Origin of the sequence: Myxococcus sp. AB036A (assembly GCF_006547355.1) — a bacterium.
GTDB lineage: Bacteria > Myxococcota > Myxococcia > Myxococcales > Myxococcaceae > Myxococcus > Myxococcus virescens.
In genome coordinates this window covers 1-15,301 of record NZ_VHLC01000082.1, presented here as the reverse complement: position 1 = coordinate 15,301, position 15,301 = coordinate 1, and the positions used below count along the sequence as shown (strand labels likewise).

The 15,301-nt window shown below is 68.2% G+C and carries 11 protein-coding genes; 1 reads left to right on the top strand and 10 read right to left on the bottom strand.

From position 1 onward, the window contains the following. Window positions 1-73: 73 nt before the first annotated feature. The 9 genes from FL344_RS27680 to FL344_RS27640 all read right to left on the bottom strand — a co-directional run bounded on the left by FL344_RS27680 (window position 74) and on the right by FL344_RS27640 (window position 11,004). A complete protein-coding gene (locus tag FL344_RS27680; RefSeq protein ID WP_228565428.1) occupies window positions 74-1,363 on the bottom strand; it encodes a hypothetical protein in 1,290 nt (429 codons plus the stop codon). A 323-nt stretch (window positions 1,364-1,686) separates the two neighbouring features. Next, window positions 1,687-2,967, bottom strand: a complete 1,281-nt coding sequence (locus FL344_RS27675) for a hypothetical protein (RefSeq protein ID WP_141620643.1) — start codon at window positions 2,965-2,967, stop codon at window positions 1,687-1,689. 238 nt (window positions 2,968-3,205) lie between these two features. Continuing rightward, window positions 3,206-4,483, bottom strand: coding sequence for a hypothetical protein (locus tag FL344_RS27670; RefSeq protein ID WP_228565427.1), 1,278 nt, complete (start codon window positions 4,481-4,483; stop codon window positions 3,206-3,208). A 208-nt stretch (window positions 4,484-4,691) separates the two neighbouring features. Next, complete coding sequence (locus tag FL344_RS27665) at window positions 4,692-5,924, bottom strand: hypothetical protein (RefSeq protein WP_141620641.1); 1,233 nt, start codon at window positions 5,922-5,924, stop codon at window positions 4,692-4,694. Further along, complete coding sequence (locus FL344_RS27660; RefSeq protein WP_141620640.1) at window positions 5,921-6,793, bottom strand: tol-pal system YbgF family protein; 873 nt, start codon at window positions 6,791-6,793, stop codon at window positions 5,921-5,923. Before FL344_RS27660 ends, FL344_RS27665 begins: the two co-directional genes overlap by 4 nt. Then, window positions 6,790-7,278 carry an RNA polymerase sigma factor gene (locus FL344_RS27655; protein ID WP_306440799.1) on the bottom strand — a complete coding sequence of 163 codons (489 nt, stop codon included), beginning with the start codon at window positions 7,276-7,278 and terminating at the stop codon, window positions 6,790-6,792. The genes FL344_RS27660 and FL344_RS27655 overlap by 4 nt, the downstream gene beginning before the upstream one ends. A 149-nt stretch (window positions 7,279-7,427) precedes the next feature. Next, on the bottom strand, window positions 7,428-8,621 hold the full coding sequence (locus FL344_RS27650; RefSeq protein ID WP_141620639.1) for a hypothetical protein: 1,194 nt from the start codon (window positions 8,619-8,621) through the stop codon (window positions 7,428-7,430). Between the two features lie 86 nt (window positions 8,622-8,707). Beyond that, window positions 8,708-10,507, bottom strand: a complete 1,800-nt coding sequence (locus FL344_RS27645) for a glycosyl hydrolase family 18 protein (protein WP_141620638.1) — start codon at window positions 10,505-10,507, stop codon at window positions 8,708-8,710. 155 nt (window positions 10,508-10,662) lie between these two features. Then, a complete protein-coding gene (locus FL344_RS27640; RefSeq protein ID WP_141620637.1) occupies window positions 10,663-11,004 on the bottom strand; it encodes a ferredoxin in 342 nt (113 codons plus the stop codon). Between the two features lie 604 nt (window positions 11,005-11,608). Between FL344_RS27640 and FL344_RS27635 the strand changes: the two genes are divergently transcribed. Beyond that, window positions 11,609-14,401: a vitamin B12-dependent ribonucleotide reductase gene (locus FL344_RS27635; protein WP_141620636.1), complete on the top strand. Its 2,793-nt coding sequence runs from the start codon at window positions 11,609-11,611 to the stop codon at window positions 14,399-14,401. A gap of 87 nt (window positions 14,402-14,488) precedes the next feature. Here the strand turns inward: FL344_RS27635 and FL344_RS38680 are convergent. Then, window positions 14,489-15,301: general secretion pathway protein GspE (locus tag FL344_RS38680; RefSeq protein WP_141620635.1), on the bottom strand; the 813-nt coding region annotated here is incomplete at its 5' end.

The following is a 15,301-nucleotide window of genomic DNA, read 5'->3' as shown; positions in this document are numbered from 1 at the left end:
CCGCAAGGCACGCGGACCCTCAGCAGCAGTCCGCGTGGTGGCCGGCCAGCGAAGCGGCCTCTCCTTCAACGACTCAGTGCTGGCGCGTGAGCGGAATGGCGGGCACGTCCTTCACCTGCGCCTGGTGCGTCACCCGCGTGCCCAGGATGAAGTGCGGTTCGAGGGGATCGAACGTCTCCTGGCCCGAGTAGACAACGAAGAACTTGCCGCCCCCGTAGGCGACATCCGGCAGGTACTCCTGTGGCTGGTCCCCGGAGGAGATAGGGAAGCCCGAGGGGTCCCACACGTCCCCGTTCTCGCCCCACCGCGCACCCCACACGGCGTGCGGACCGTCACGCCTGTCGTCCCAGACGACCAGGGACTTGTCGTTGTGGTGGGCAAGACGCGGCTCGGCCTGCGCGCCCTCTGCGATGGAGATGGGGATGCCTTCGGGGTCCTTCACCATGCCTGTCTTGCTCACACGGGCGCCGAAGATGTCCGCGTTCCCATTCCGCTCATCGGTCCAGACCACCTGGTAGTTCTTGTGCGTCCACTCCACGTCAGGCGTCGTCTGGGCGCCCTCCGCCTGGGAGATGGGGAAGCCGTTGCCGTCCAGGATGGTGCCGTCCTCCTTCACCCTGTTGCCGTAGATGTCCGCGTTCTCCGGGCCTTGGCCGTGCTCGTCGGACCAGACGACGAGGAACTCCTTCGTCTTGTTGTTCCAGGTCGGCGACGCGTCGTTCGCGAAGGTGCCGGAGGCACTGAGCGACTCGTCTCCCGTATCGAGGACGACGCCATCCTTCGTCACCCGCGTGAAGAAGATGTTCGAGAAGTCACCGGAGACGGTGTACGTCACCAGGCAGATTTTCGGGGAGCAGGCGACTCGCGCCGGGCCGACGGTTTCGCCCGATTGTTTGACGTTGAAGACCGGGCCCACCACGGTGCCGTCCGGCTTCACGCGCACAGCGTCGATACCATCCACGCTCTCCCAGACGACGAAGAAGTGCGTCCCGTTGAAACCGATGCCGGGCCGGAATCCTTCGACGTCTCCGATGTTGATGCGAATGTCCGCCGGGTCGAGCACGGTGCCGTCCGGCTTCACCCGGGTGCCGAAGATGCCGCCGGTCCGCACGTCGGTCCAGACCGCGAGGAACTTGCCCCCACCGTACGCAACCGCGGGCCAGAAGCGCGCCAACGGGGCGGGATGGACGTAGCCCCCGCTCTCCTCGAGCCCGGTCTCGGCGCGCATGGGCGCCTCTGCCTCCGACTCCGCCGTCGCGTCCCCCACTCCGCCCAGTTCTCCTTGTTCCGGCGCCACCCCGCAGCCGACCAGCATGGACCCGAACAACAGCCCGGCAATGCCGGCCTTCACTTCCCGCTTCATGTGCAGCCTCCCCTTCGCGAACAACCGTGCAAAGCTGGGGACCTACACTCACGTCACCAGCCTCCCGGGGGGCGCAGGCCGGATATGGCGGTGGACAGGCGCATCAAGCCGCCGCTCCTGCCGTCGACCCCATGCGCTTCGGGGAGCGCATCTCCACCCCCGCCCTCCGCAGCGAGTACGACTCCGCCCGGCTGACGGCGTTGGAGAACCGCGAGCTCGACCTGAACCACTGAGCCCACGCGCAAGGCCCGGGCCGGCGTGCATGCGCCGACCCGGGCCTCTGGGGAACGCTGCCTCGCACGCGGCGAGGCCCTCTCCTTGGCTCAGCGCAGGCGCGTGAGCGGAATGGCGGGCACGTCCTTCACCTGCGCCTGGTGCGTCACCCGCGTGCCCAGGATGTAATGCGGCTCGGAGGGGTCGTAGACGGCCTGGGCGGCGTAGACGGTGAAGAACTTGTCAGCCCCGTAGGCGACGTCCGGCAGGTACTGCTGGGCCAGACCCTCGCTGGAGATGGGGAAGCCCGAGGGATCCCACACGTCCCCATCCTCGCCCCACCGCGCACCCCAGACGCTGTGCGGGCCGTACCGCGTGTCGTCCCAGACGACCAGGGACTTGCTGTTGTGGTGGGCAAGACGCGGTTCGGTCTGCGCGCCCGCGGCGGTGGAGATGGGGATGCCTTCGGGGTCCTTCACCGTGCCATGCCCGCTGACGCGCGTGCCGTAGATGTCCGGGTTCCCATTCCGGTCATCGGACCAGACCACCTGGTAGTTCTTGTGCGTCCACTCCACGTCAGGCGTTGACTGGGCGCCCTCCGCCTGGGAGATGGGGAAGCCGGTACCGTCCAGGATGGTGCCGTCCTCCTTCACCCTGTTGCCGTAGATGTCCGCGTTCTCCGGACCCTCGCCGTGCTCGTCGGACCAGACGACCAGGAACTCCTTCTTGTTGTTGTTCCAGGTCGACGACGCGTCGTACGCGAAGTTGGGGACGGCGCTGAGCGTGCGGTCATCCGTATCGAGGACGACGCCATCCTTCGTCACCCGCGTGAAGAAGATGACCGACTCTTCGTCACCGGTGACGGTGTACGTCACCAGGCAGATTTTCGGGGAGCAGGCCACACGCACCGGGCCGAAGAACTCGTCCGTCTGGATGGCGCGGAACACCGGCCCCACCACGGTGCCGTCCGGCTTCACCCGCACCCCGTCGACACCATCGCGGGTCTCCCAGACGACGAAGAAGTACTTCCCGTTGAAGGCGATGCCGGGCCGGAATCCTTCGACGTCTCCGATGTTGATGCGGATGCCCGCGGGGTCGAGCACGGTGCCGTCCGGCTTCACCCGCGTGCCGTAGATGCCGCCGGTCCGCACGTCGGTCCAGACCGCGAAGTACTTGCCGTCACCGTAAGCGACCGCGGGGCCGTAACGCGCCACCGCAGCGGGCGTCCAGTGGCCACGGTGTTCATCGAGCCCGGCCTCGGCGCTCGATGTCGCCTCCGCCGTCATCTCCTCCACTTCGTTCTGCGATTCCTGCTCCGGCGCCACCCCGCAGCCGACCAGCATGGACCCGAACAGCAGCCCGGCGATGCCGGCCTTCACTTCCCGCTTCATGTGCAGCCTCCCCTTCGCGAACTCCGGCGCAAGAGTGGGGGGCCCCGAGCGCCTCACCAGCCACCCGTGGGGCGCAGGCCGGATAAGGTGGAGGACAGGAGCATCGAGCCACCGCCCCTGCGCGCGTGACGCCGGACTCCGGGGATCAGCCCACGCGCAAGGCCCGGCCCGGCGTGCATGCGCCGACCCGGGCCTCTGGGAAGCGCCGCCTCGCACGCGGCGAGGCCCTCTCCCTGGCTCAGCGCAGGCGCGTGAGCGGCAGGGCGGGCACGTCCTTCACCTGCGCCTGGTGAGTCACCCGCGTGCCCAGGATGTAATGCGGCTCGGAGGGGTCGTAGACGGACTGGGCGGCGTAGACGGTGAAGAACTTGTCAGCCCCGTAGGCGACATCCGGCAGGTACTGCTCTGGCAGGCCGCTGCTGGAGATGGGAAAGCCCGAGGGATCCCACACATCCCCATCCTCGTCCCACCGCGCGCCCCAGACGCTGTGCGGGCCGTACCGGGTGTCGTCCCAGACGACCAGGGACTTGTTGTTGTGGTGAGCGATGCGCGGAACGGTCTGCGCGCCAGCGGCGGTGGAGATGGGGATGCCTTCGGGGTCCTTCACCATGCCTGTCTTGCTCACGCGCGTGCCGTAGATGTCCGGGTTCCCATTCCGGTCATCGGACCAGACCACCTGGTAGTTCTTGTGCGTCCACTCCACATCGGGCGACGACTGGGCGCCCTCCGCCTGGGAGATGGGGAAGCCGTTGCCATCCAGGATGGTGCCGTCCTCCTTCACCCTGTTGCCGTAGACGTCCGCGTTCTCCGGGCCCTCGCCGTGCTCGTCGGACCAGACGACCAGGAACTCCTTCTTGCTGTTGTTCCAGGTCGACGACGCGTCATATGCGAAGGTGTCGGAGGCGCTGAGCTTCCGGTCGGCCGTTGAGAGGACGACGCCATCCTTCGTCACCCGCGTGAAGTAGATGACGGAGAAGTCACCGGAGATGGTGTACGTCACCAGGCAGATTTTCGGAGAGCAGGCGACTCGCACCGGGCCGAAGGACTCGCCCGTCTGGATGGCGCGGAACACCGGGCCCACCACGGTGCCATCCGGCTTCACGCGCACGCCGTCGACACCATCGCGGGTCTCCCAGACGACGAAGAAGTACTTCCCATTGAAAGCGATGGCCGGCCGCAATCCATCCTCGTCGCCGATGTTGATGCGGATGCCCGCGGGGTCGAGCACGGTGCCGTCGGGCTTCACCCGGGTGCCGTAGATGCCGCCGGTCCGCACGTCGGTCCAGACCGCGAAGTACTTGCCGTCGCCGTACGCGACCGCGGGGCCGTAACGCGCCACCGCGGCGGGTGTCCAGTGGCCACGGTGTTCATCGAGCCCGGCCTCGGCGCTCGCTAGCGCCTCCGTCGTCGCGTCCTCCACGCCGCCCAGTTCTTCTTGTTCCGGCGCCACCCCGCAGCCGACCAGCATGGACCCGAACAACAGCCCGGCAATGCCGGCCCTCACTTCCCGCTTCATGTGCAGCCTCCCCTTCGCGAACAACCGCGCAAACCTGGGGACCTGCACTCACGGCACCAGCCACCCGGGGGGCGCAGGCCGGATAAGGCGGTGGACAGGCACATCGAGCCACCCGCCCCTGCGCGCGCGACGCCGGACTCCGGGGCTCAGGGCCTTCGCACAAGCGACGGAGGTTTGGCACGGATACGCCGGGCCGGTGGCGTGCACCTCAATCGCCTGTGCACTCGGCGCCCGCATCGCGGATGTCTGCGTCGTAGTGCAGTCGGAGCGGTCCGGAAGCCTCGACTTGACGGACGAACACGGAACCGAAGACCTCGGCGCCCCCGCTCAGGCTGAGTACGGCGCGGGGCGCATAGAGATTGCCCGCGAGGATGCTGCCCGCGGACAGCGCCAGCACGTTCGAGCCCGCGACGTACATTCGCACGCGAGAAGGCGTGGCGGTGGACCCCAACGTGAGCGGTCCCGCCACCGCGACAGCGCCCCCGAGGAACAGGTCTAGCTCTCCCGGCGCCTGGACGTCTACGGACAGTCCTTCGCCCAGGTCGACGACGTCCTCGACGAAGAGCGCCGTGCGCGCGCGAATCGTGAGCGTGGCGCGGCCGGTGCCGGTGATGCGCGTCAGGTGGAAGCGGCCACACGGCAGCTCCAGCGCGCGTTCGCCTTCGATGTCCTCCATCGCCGTGGCGTCGAGGCCGATGGCCGCGTTGTCATTGTCGAGCACGTGCCGGGCGATGAGCCCGGAGACATCCACCTGGGACGCCGCATCACACGCACAGGGGATGACGGGGTCCACGGGCTCGCGGCGGACCTCGGCCGCATCTACCGGCCCCAATGTGTGGCCCGCTGGAACCATGAGCACGCCACCGACGCTGAAGGCGGGCAACGCGACATCACCGCGTACGCGGGCGTCTCCCATGACGGTGGCAGAGACAGGGCTGCCGGTAAGCGGACCACTGCAGTGCAACGCCTCACCCACGCGGAACGTCTGCCCGAGTTGGGCGCCTCCCGCACCGCCAATCCTCAGCGAGCCTCCCACCGACACCGCGTCATTGGCCGACAGCGCGCCATTCACCCCGACATCGCCCCCCGCGCCTCCTGGCTGATACCTCTCCGAGGTGCCGTGAAAGGCATCCGTTTCGAAGGACGCACCGAGGGCGAGCCCCTCGCAGGTGCACAGCGCGTGACGGAAGGTTCGCTCCGCCAGACGTCCACTGCACACCTGCGAATCGGTATCTGCATCACCCACGACGATGGGAGGCCCGCGCCCCGCGCAGTACGCCTCCCAGTCGGCAGCCGGCTCGCCGCCGTCGGGCCCACCGGCATCCGCCGAGGAGCCCGCGTGCCCTGCGTCCGGCGACTGGACGGTGGCCACCAGGTCCCCACGGGTGCAGCTTCCCATCGACGCGGCCAGTAGCACCGCCAACGTCCGTCGCCTGTTCATGGCGCGGTGAGTTCCTGAACGCGCGCGCGAGCCGACGGCACGAGCGGCGAATCCGGATGGGTGGAGAGGAACGATTCCAGCGCGCTGCGCTCCGCGTCCTGGTTGCCGAGCACCCGGTGCGCTTCGGCGATACCGTGCTGCGCTTCCTGGTCGAGCACACCGCGCGGCTGGATGCGAATCGCCGCCTTGAACTGACGCAGGGCGCCTCGCGCGTCCCCCAGGTGCTCCAGCCGAAGCGAGCCCGAGGCGACGCGCGCGACGTATGACGCGAGCGATGATGGCTCGGCGCGAATGACGCGTAGGTAGAGCGCCTCGGCCTCCTTCCACCGCCCCTCGGAACGGAGCCCATTGGCCTTGAGCAAGAGGTCTTCCGGCGCAGCCGATTTCACAGAGGCCGGCGGCGCGCGCGGACGCACCGGCGCGGACGCACCCTCGGCATCAGCGATGGACGCGGCAGGGACCACCGGCGTTTCGGGAGGAGCCTCGTCTGCCACGGCATCCAACCGCGAGGGGGGCGCGTCAACCGCGCCGCTGCCGCTCTGTTGTGATTCCGTGCCCAACCGCGGGGGCCTCATGTGCGCAGCCGATTCCACCTGCGACGTCGACGCCCGGCTCGGGCGTGTGAAGCTCCAGACCGCGGCCGCGGCGGCGCCCGCGATGAGAAGCGCTCCCGTCATCAACCATACGGGAGGCCGCTTGCCGCGTGGCCGGGGCGCGGGCGACGCCACCAACGCGCCTGCCTCCAACGCGGTCAGCACCATCCGGGCCGACCGCTCCCGGGAGATGCGTCGGGCCGGCCCCGCGCCTTCGTCCAACGGCAGGACCAGCGCGTTCAGGGCGTCATCCCCCTCTTCCCTGAAGTCACTCATCCCCGCTCCTCCCCTCCGTCTCCCTCCGCGGTCGCCAGCGAGCGCAGCGCCGTCCGCCCCAAGCGGAGCCGGCTGCGCACCGTCTCGAAGGGAATGCCCAGCTCCGTCGAAATCTCCGGCACGCTCAACTCCAGCACGTGATGCAACACCAGTGCATGCCGCTGCTCATTCGAAAGCCGATCCAGGAGTGTCACCATGTGACGGCGATGAACATACTCGTCCGGCAGGGCATCCTCGGAGGGAACCGCGACCAGCTCCACCGGCGCATCCGCGTGTTGGGCATCCCGGCCTCGGGAGCGCTTCAGCCATGCGAACGTCGTCCGCGCCACCACCCGGTCCGCCCAGGACTGGAAGCGGCCTTCAGCGCGGTACGACGGCAGCCCTCGCACCAGGGCGATGAGCGCCTCCTGGGCGATGTCCTCCACGTCCACATCCCCGCGCACCAGGTAGCGCACGAGGTTGCGAACCCGGGGGAGCAGCTCCATCAACAAAGCGCCGGTGGCCTCTCGCTCGCCCTGGATGGCTGCCTGGATGCGAGGGTCTTCCGCCGCACGACGTGGGTCCGCTGCGTGTGAGCCCGAGCTCCTCATTGCCGCCATGGAGGACGGCACCGGGCCAATCGGGTCATCGGCGCTCAAAGAAAAACCACCATCGCCAACCCCAGCCGGGGACGGACAGCCCAACCCGCACCGCGTGACACGAAGTTTCCGTCGATGGCGTAGCGAAGCTCGGGCCGTCCCAGGAGGAGCTCCGCGGCCATGCTCGCCTCCAGGCCGACACGCGCCCCCATCCGCCAGCGGGCGCGGAGTTCGGGGCCCATGAGCAAGGCCACCATCGTGCCCGGAGGTGCAGCCTCCACCTCCTCCGTCAGCGCTTGCGTCCGACGCGTGAAGACCACCGCGCCCGCGCCGAGCCCGGCCTCCACCTCCAGTCGCTCCGCCGCCGCCCAGGGCAGGCCCGCCCACACCGACGCCGCATGCTGCCCCAGCGTCAACTCCGTCCGGGCATCGCGAAGCCGGGTCGGCACACTGGCCAGGACTTGCGCTCGCAGCCGCCACCGGCCCGGCTGCAATCCCACGCCCACCACCAACCCCTGGTGGCCCGTGCGCGTGTACCCATCCAGCGCGGCATGGCCCCCCAACGAGAGCCACATCGGGCGCGATAGGTGCTCCTCGGCCGAAGGCAGCCGCGGGCCCTCACGAGGCAACGTCACGCCTTCCCGCGCGGAAGGCGAGCCCCCTTCCTCCGCGAGCGCAACGTCGGCCCCCTTGGACGAGGGCGTCCGCAGCGCGGCCCCATCACTGGAGGCCGCATCCTCGATGCGATTCCCCACCCCGGTGTCAGTCCCCGCGCCGTTCGACACAGGTCGCGGCGGCGCCAACTCCACCACATCCCCCAGCGGCGCCCCGGCCTCCACCGCGCGCAGTGCGGAGCGAGCAGCCAGCGCCAGCGCCTCCGCCCCCGTGGACCATTCCAGGGAGCCTGGCGACTGCCCCATCCGTGCGGCCCGGGAGAACAGACGCCGGCTGTCGAACTCGGCCACCTGGACACGAACGTCGCTGCCCTCTCGCACGAACCAGAGGACAGCGCGGGCCTGGTGGCGCCCGGCCAGCCGTTCCGCCGCGAGCCATGGGCCCTCTCGAAATTCTCCGAGCGGCGCTCCGGACGAGACCTCGAGACGCACGGGCAGATCGCTGCTCTGCCCCCGCACTCGCACGAGCAAGGCGGTGTCCTCGTCGGACGCCACCCGGACGACGGCGGTCCACGGCTCGGCGGCCACGGAAGAGCTGGAGAGCGCCACCAGCAGGACGGCTGCCGCGAAGGACATGCGGCAAACCCTAACGCCATGACGCCGGGGAACAGAAGTCCCCCGGCGTATGGCTTCACGATGCGCTCACAATGCCTGTCAAAGACTCAGCGCAGCTTCCGTGCCAGCGCATCGAGCAGCGAGCCATCATCACCACTCAACTCCCAGAACATCGCGCCGCCCAGGTTCTTGTTCAGGATGTAGTCCGCCTTGGCGTTGATGCTCTGCACGTCGTCATACCCAATCCAGATGCCCGTGGCAGGGTTGTAGACGTAGGCCTGCTTCGCCTCCGGGTGGAAGAACTTCGTGTAACCGGAACCGGCACGCTCGTAGTTGGCTTTGATGTCCTTGAAGTCGAACACACCCGTCAGGCCCGACGAGCCGTCATCCCAGGTGCCGCGCGTGGGCACGCCGCTCTGGAACAGGCCGTTGTTCACGTTGGGCACACTGCCCCAACCCCGGCCGTAGAAGGGCACACCGACGACAATCTTCGCGGGCGGCACGCCCAGCGCCAGCATCTTCGACACCGAGCCATCCGTGTAGAAGCCCGTGGCCGCGCCCGGGTCCCCCGTGACGCGATGAAGCGCCGAGTGGAAGTTCACCGTGCTCTCGAAGGCCCCGTGGTAGTCGTAGGACATCACGTTGATCCAATCGAGCACGTCGGACAGCTTCTTCGTCTCCTGCTTGTTCTCCAGCAGGTCCGGCGACGCGCCCGTGGCGATGGTGAGCAGGTACGGCTTGCCCGTCTGCGTGGTGACGGCGTTGAGCTGACTGCGGAACTCCTGCATCAGCAGCGTGTAGTTCTGCTTGTCAGCGGGGCTGTTGCTGTTGCCTGGCAGGCCGCCGCCGACCGGGTACTCCCAGTCGATGTCGATGCCGTCGAACACGCCCTCGCCGTTGACGGGGTCCACACCGGGGTACTGGCCACGGATGTAGAGGTCCACGCAGGACTTCACGAAGGCCGCGCGCGAGGCAGGCGAGGACGCCACGGTGGAGAAGTGCGTGGACCAGGACCAGCCGCCCACGGAGATGAGCAGCTTCAGGTGCGGGTTCTGCCGCTTCATCTCCTTGAACGCGCGGAAGTTGCCGCGCAGCTGACCGGGGTCCCACTCACCTTGCCAGCCGCCGCTCTTGTCGATGTCCGCGTACGGGTCACCGAGGATGCAGCGTCCGTCCCCGGAGATGTTGGAGAACGCGTAGTTGATGTGCGTGAGCTTGGACGGCTGCACGTTGGACACGTGGTAGTTGCGCGCGTAGATGCCCCACGCGGTGAAGTAGCCGACGATGCGCTGCCCTCCCGGCGGCGGCCCCCCCGGAATCTCCACGACGACGGTGAGCGTGGTGGTCCCCACGTTACCCGCGGCGTCGTAGGCGCGCACCGCGTAGACATACGTGCCGTTCTGCTCCCAACCGCTGAAGGCCCGGCTGAACTGCGAGCCGGTGGCGACGACGGCACCGTTCTCCAGAATCTCCACCCGCGTCACGCCCACGTCGTCCGACGCCGTGGCCGTCAGGCTCAGCGGCCCCGCGGCGATGATGCGTGAGGCACTGGCACTCAAGCCCACGGTGGGCGCGGTGACGTCCCCGCCCGTGCCCGCGTCCGTTCCGCCGCTACCCGCGTCTGGCTCACCACCGCCTGCGGGCCCCAGGTCCAACCACAGCGAGGCCACCGCCACCGGTGTCCAGTCCGCCTGGGACGTGTGCGGCTGGCGACACTCATAGAGGCGCCCTTGATAGGTGACGCGCGTTCCCACGGAGTACGCGACGCCCACCGCCCACTCCGCGGCCAGTGCCGCATCCTGGAACGCCGTCATGTCCCGAACGTGAGACGACGGCACTTCGGAATCACAGCCAGCCACGGACAAGGCGGTGGCGATCAGGCCAGAGGCCCACCAACTGCGACGCATGCATGTGCTCCTCGCCGCGCTGGACACATGCCGAGCCCAAGCCCGGTGCAGGCTTGCCCCGGGCTTCTCGACAAGGGTTCCACGCGGCTCGTCTGCGGGTTCACGCAGACAGAGGCAGGCGTCGACTATTTCGGGTTAATACCGAGAAGCTTGCTTCAGCCCGAAGTGGCGGCCTTGCGGGAGAAGGGCATCAGCAGCCGCTCCACGGGGCGGCCTTCCATCAGGTGCTGCTCGACGATGTCCTTTACGTCCTCCACCTTGACGCCGCCGTACCAGGTGCCTTCCGGGTAGACGACGACGGCGACACCGAAGCTGCACGTGTCCAGGCATCCCGCCGCGTTGGCGCGCATGCGCCCCTTGAGGCCCCGCTTGTCGAGCTCCGCCTTGAAGGCCGCGCGGACCTCCTCCGAGCCCTTGGAGGCGCAACACCCCTTGGGATTTCCGTCCGGGCGGCGGTTGGTACAGACGAAGACGTGGCGCTGGTAGGGAGGAGCCATGTCCGCCTCCTAACGCGCGTCCGGGCCAAAATCGATGGCCGCGTTCACCAACGGACCGCCAACGGGGCTGATCCACCACCCCTGGCGGATCAGCACGCTTGCACCCACCCGAGTCGTGCACAGACTCACAGCAAATGTCTCCCAGTGATCACGCTCGCTTGGCTCGAAGTGACAATACATGGCTCGCCATCTGGATTCAGGCACTGCAAAGCATGTGTTGCCAGGGCAGCCGAGGCCCTCTAGATCGGGCGCCCGCGCTGAACGCAGTAGCAGCAGGGCAGGCAGGCAGACACCGGACGCCCACTTCACGGCTGTACACAATTCGTGGTGGGCATGACTTTGACGGACACCATTTGTTGTACCGATAGAATCTTTGACGGAGGTGCTACAGGAGTCTATCCATGGCCTCGTCCGGCAGTCTGGCGGGCATCTCCCAAGAACAGCCGAGGGGCCGGGCGCGCCCCTGCTTCGTCGTCGCGAATCCGCTCTGATGTCACCCGCGTTTCACGTCGGGCTGATCCATCGGATCCATCGGGATCTCGCGACGTTAGCGTTTTGCAAATTTTGCATCAGAACTCGCAGTGAACTCGCGGAGGGTGGCGACATGGATAAAGAGCTGAGCTCGAAGTCCACGGTGAACGGGAAGGAGCGGCGCGGCGGGCGCAAGGCGCGCGTGGCGGCGACGGGCTTGACGGTGGAGCGCTTCTTCACGACACCGGGCGTGGATCCCGCGGATGAGCTGGCGTGGGAATACCGCAGCGCCAGCATCACCGGCGAGGATGGCAAGGCCGTCTTCGAGCAGAAGAACATCGAGGTGCCGAAGTCCTGGTCGATGCTGGCGACGAACGTCGTGGCGTCGAAGTACTTCCGCGGCACGCCGGGCACGCCGGAGCGTGAGACGAGCGTGCGCAAGCTGGTGGCGCGTGTGGTGGACACCCTCACCCAGTGGGGTGTGGAAGGTCGCTACTTCACGCGGGACGCGGACCGCGAGGCCTTCCACGCGGAGCTGACGCACCTGCTGCTGCGCCAGAAGGCGTCCTTCAACTCGCCCGTGTGGTTCAACGTTGGCGTGGAGGCGCAGCCCCAGTGCTCCGCGTGTTTCATCAACAGCGTGGAGGACAACATGGACTCCATCCTCACGCTGGCGCGCACGGAGGGGATGCTCTTCAAGTACGGCAGCGGCACGGGCAGCAACCTGTCCACCATCCGCGGCAGCAAGGAGCTGCTGGCGGGCGGCGGCACCGCTTCCGGCCCGGTGTCGTTCATGCGCGGCTTCGACGCCTTCGCCGGTGTCATCAAGAGCGGCGGCAAGACGCGCCGCGCGGCGAAGATGGTCATCCTCAACGCCGAGCACCCGGACATCCTCGAGTTCATCCGCTGCAAGTCGAGCGAGGAGAAGAAGGCCTGGGCGCTCATCGAGGCCGGCTACGACCCGTCCTTCAATGGCGAGGCGTACTCGTCGGTGTTCTTCCAGAATTCGAACAACTCGGTGCGCGTCACCGACGCGTTCATGAAGGCGGTGGTGGATGACGCCACCTGGACGACGCGGTCGGTGCGCGATGGCCAGCCGGTGGACACCTACCAGGCGCGCGAGCTGTTCCGGGAGATCTCCGAGGCCGCGCACCTGTGCGGCGACCCGGGCATGCAGTTCGACACCACGGTGAACAGCTGGCACACGTGTTCGACGACGGCGCGCATCAACGCGTCCAATCCGTGCTCGGAGTACATGTTCCTGGACGACTCGGCCTGCAACCTGGCGTCCCTGAACCTGATGCACTTCCGCACCATCGACGGCGACTTCGACGTGACGGCGTTCCGCCACGCGGTCGACATCCTGCTGATGGCGCAGGAAATCATCGTCGGCAACTCGCGCTACCCCACCGAGCGCATCGAGAAGAACAGCCACGACTACCGGCCGCTGGGCCTGGGCTACGCCAACCTGGGCGCGCTGCTGATGGCGTCCGGCCTGCCGTATGACTCGCCCGCGGGCCGCAACTACGCGGGCGCGATTACCTCGCTGATGTGCGGCGAGGCCTACGCGATGAGCGCCCGCCTGGCGGAGAAGCAGGGCCCCTTCGCTGGCTACGCGAAGAACGCGGAGCCGATGCTGGGCGTCATCCGCAAACACCGCAAGGCCGCGTACCACATCGCCCCGGAGGGTGTGAGCCAGGGCCTGTTCGCCGCGCAGAAGGACGCGTGGGACCGCGCGCTCGCGCTGGGTGAGGAGCACGGCTTCCGCAACAGCCAGGTGACGGTGCTGGCCCCCACGGGGACCATTGGCTTCATGATGGACTGCGACACCACCGGCATCGAGCCGGACATCGCGCTCATCAAGTACAAGAAGCTGGTGGGCGGCGGCATGCTGAAGATCGTCAACCAGACGGTGCCGCTGGCGCTGGAGAAGCTGGGTTACCCGCAGACGCAGTCCCAGGACATCATCAGCTACCTGGACAAGCAGGACACCATCGAGGGCGCGCCGCACCTGAAGCCCGAGCACCTCCCGGTGTTCGACTGCGCCTTCAAGCCGGCCCAGGGCGAGCGCAGCATCCACTGGATGGGCCACATCCAGATGATGGAGGCCTGCCAGCCGTTCCTCTCCGGCGCCATCTCCAAGACAGTGAACATGCCGTCGGACGCGACGGTGGAGGACATCGAGAAGGCGTACATGGAGGCGTGGAAGCGCGGCCTCAAGGCCATCGCCGTGTACCGCGACGGGTGCAAGCGGACGCAGCCGCTGAACACGTCGAAGGAGACGGTGAAGGACACGCGCGCCGCCAAGGCCACCGTGGCCCCCGAGCCCGCCCCCGCCATCCAGCCGGAGCCCCGCGCGGTCCGCCGGCGCCTGCCGGACGAGCGCCGCTCCATCACGCACAAGTTCTCCATCGGCGGCCACGAGGGCTACCTGACGGTGGGCATGTACGAGGATGGCCTGCCAGGCGAGCTGTTCATCGTCATGGCGAAGGAAGGCTCGGTGGTGAGCGGGCTGATGGACAGCTTCGCCACCAGCGTGTCGATGGCGCTCCAGTACGGCGTGCCGCTGAAGGTGCTGGTCGACAAGCTCAGCCACACCCGCTTCGAGCCCAGCGGCTTCACCGGCAACCCGGACATCCCCATCGCCAAGTCCATCACCGACTACATCTTCCGCTGGCTGGAGCTGAAGTTCCTGCCGAGCGAGGAAGAGGCCGCGGTGCTGGACCGGATGGACGTGCAGCCGAAACGGGAAGCCCTGCCCGCGCAGACGGCTTCGGTGCAGCGGTCCGACGCCAACGTCTCCAAGCGGTCCACCTGGCTGAATCAGGCGGATGCTCCGCCGTGCCACACCTGCGGCGCCATCATGGTGCGCAGCGGTGCCTGCTACAAATGCAGCAACTGCGGCGCGACCAGCGGCTGCAGCTGAGCGCGACGCGCCGTTCTTGAAGTGAAAAGGGCTCCGGAGCACCTGGCTCCGGAGCCCTTCTTGCGTCTCCCCTCCTCCGGCTCGCGCTCAGGCGCTCCGGGTGGGGAGACGGGAGAAGGCCTCAGAGGCCTTCTGCGCGATGAGGGTGAGTTCATCGAGCGCGGGCGCGGCGATGGGCTCCGCGCCGTGGTCCGCGACGATGAACGCCACCACCTGTCCCCGGCTCCGGATGGCGATGACGGCCAGGTGAGAAGCGCCCTCCCCGCCCAGCGCGGCGAAGATGGCCTCGTCCTGGGGACAGGCCGGTGCGTCGAAGACGCTGGCACCCGCGGACGTCATCGCGGTGTGCAGCAGGGACGGTGCTTCGAGGTCGACCTTGAGTTGGGCGACCGCCGCGCTGTCGCTGCCCGGGCCCCAGGCATGCCCCACCCGCGCGAGGCCGAGGCTCTCGCCCAGGAGGAAGGCGCGCTGGAAGCGGCCCGCGCAGTACGCCAGCACCACCCTGCCGAGCACCCCCTGGGTACTCACGACGTCGAGCGCCGACAACACGTGCTCCGCCGTCACGGAAGGGCCACCCACGGGCACTTCCGTGGCCGCACTGGCCGCTGCGGCCAGGAGCGTGGTGATGACGTCCGAAGGCTCCGCCGCCGTGGGCTGCCAGGGCTGCTGGATGAAGTCCCACGCCGAGGCCAGAGGCACTTCGGTCGCCGCGGGCGATATGGCCGGGCCGTCGAGGTCCACACCACGGTCCGCCCAGGTCGTCTCCGGGACATGGCCAATGGGGCCCGTGTCATCGCCGCCCTGCCAGCCCACGAACTCCCACGTCGAGGCGAGCTGCATCGGCTCGTCGGATGCGCCGGACAGGTCATCCAGTTCAATGGGCGCCCGGGGCGTGGGGGC